The 1,969-nt window shown below is 44.4% G+C and carries 1 protein-coding gene and 2 pseudogenes; 2 read left to right on the top strand and 1 reads right to left on the bottom strand.

The window, feature by feature from the left end:
- A pseudogene (locus tag F6K49_RS44350) lies at window positions 1–516 on the top strand (methionyl-tRNA formyltransferase); the annotation flags it as partial.
- Between the two features lie 220 nt (window positions 517–736).
- Here the strand turns inward: F6K49_RS44350 and F6K49_RS44345 are convergent.
- Entirely contained in the window at window positions 737–1,105 is a 369-nt protein-coding gene (locus tag F6K49_RS44345; protein WP_075895763.1) for a DUF6464 family protein, read from the bottom strand.
- A 294-nt stretch (window positions 1,106–1,399) separates the two neighbouring features.
- Between F6K49_RS44345 and F6K49_RS44340 the strand changes: the two are divergent.
- Window positions 1,400–1,969, top strand: a pseudogene (locus F6K49_RS44340) (IS200/IS605 family accessory protein TnpB-related protein); the annotation flags it as partial.

Raw genomic sequence — 1,969 nt, 5'->3', positions numbered from 1 at the left:
GCCGAGCATTTGGCACAAACTCTGAGCACTTTGGGAGCTGATTTGTTGATTGAAACCCTACTGAAGCAAGAGTTACAGGAAATCCAACCAATTCCTCAAGATCACTCTGAGGCTACCTATGCACCACTGATTCAAAAGTCAGATTATGGCCTAGATTGGTCACGGTCCAACTTGGAGTTACACAATCAGATTCGGGGATTTTTCCCAAACTGCGTTACCTCATTTCGGGGTAAATCTCTGAAAATCAGTGCCACTGCTCCTTTAGATTCGGCTTACTTATCCGAGTTGCCTTCACAGTTAAAAATGCGATCGCAGGAGTGGTCTACTCTTGATGTTGGTTCAGGTCGTCCTGGAGAAGTTGTAAAGATTGCGAAGGGAATCGGTCCAATTATTCAAACTGGAAAGGGATTGTTGTTGTTGCAGCAAGTGCAATTAGCTGGCAAACGTGCTCAATCTGCTTGGGATTTTGCCAATGGTATGCGTTTAGAAGTAGGAGAAGTTCTAGGTAATCCTTAGTTAGTTAGGGTGTGCTGAAAAAGTATTTGGGTAGGGATAGGCAAGAGGCAAGAGGCAAGAGGCAATAGTTCCGGAGTGCTCATCCGTGCAAGACAAGCAGTGATTTTCATCATTTGTGCTCATGTTTTGAGCTTGTGGATTGCTTAATCCTTGCACTTATTGGAAAAAAAAAGGCTTGAAACCCTTATCTAGCAAGCCTCCTACTTTTATTCAGCAAGCCCTAGTTAGTTCCGGTTTTCAAGGGTTTGTAAAAGCGGCAAGAATCACAGGGTCCGTCTGGATTGACAGCACAACGAATCAATTCAGAGTGAGCATTGAAATAACAGCTGGCATCCCCAATCACCCAACGCCCCTGGAGCAGGCTTTTTTCACTAGGGTGTGGAGAAGACTGCACATACAGAGCAATTTTATGCAAACGATAGCGCCCTGACTTAAGACAGTAGCGGTGGTGGCGCTCTAAAACTGTGTAGGTTTTACCTTTAAAGTCGAGATAGTTACCGGGTTGAGGTATCCAATCGAGTTGAACATTGCCAATGGTCTGACGTGGGTGGGTCAAAATTAACTCTGTCGGTAGAGAATCAGGCTCCATAGTGCTTATTGTCATTCACGCTACAGTTGAATGGTATCGCAGGCTGTGGGCTGACTATCTAGCCCAACAGAATTCTACATAGAATTGTCCGGTTAAGTAAAACACACTGGCGCTCTTCTTGAACAAGCCGTGAGACGCATTCCCCCACCTGGCCTACGGCCACGCTGCGCGAACGTTCAGGTGGGGGTTAGTCCACGCTGATACCAACTTTAAAACCTGGAACATTAATTACTTGATTGCCGTATTACCTTTTGTGAGCTAAAATATTAACTATAAACGAGTTTATTAGAAAGCGTGAAAACACCGACCAAGGTCATAAGAACAGACAAGTGGCGACTTAACCCAACTTCCGAGCAAAAACTACTATTTGGGGAAACGGTTAAGGTTTATCGCCGCGCTTGTCGGTACTTGCTTGGTGTGATTTACACTCATTGGTCTGAGTTAGGTTGTTTAACAGCAGATCAGTTAACTCCTGCTGTCGAGCGTCTGATGCATAAGACGGCCAAGCGAGCCTTAATTAAATACCCTCAATTCAATAAAGCTTTTTATAAATTTCCCAGTTATTATCGCCGATCAGCAATCGCCTTTGCCGCTGGGCAGGTTAGTAGTTATGTGACTCGATACCGTGAATGGCAGTCTGGTGTCCGAAAAAGAAAAGATAGCAAGCCACCAAGGTTAAACGCTGATACTGGCTGCTATCCAGCTCTGTACAAGGGTCAATGCTATAAACTACATGGCTTTGATCAAGTCGAAATCAAAGTTTTTAACGGCAAGGATTGGGTTTGGACTACAGTTCAAATAACTGGTCTAAGAGAGCGTCATAAGATAGCTACAAACAAGATGATGTCCCCTTCGTTGATTTTT

It is taken from the genome of Moorena sp. SIO3I6, from assembly GCF_010672095.1.
Note: the sequence above shows the minus strand (reverse complement) of the source record. Positions and strands in the feature narration are given on the sequence as shown.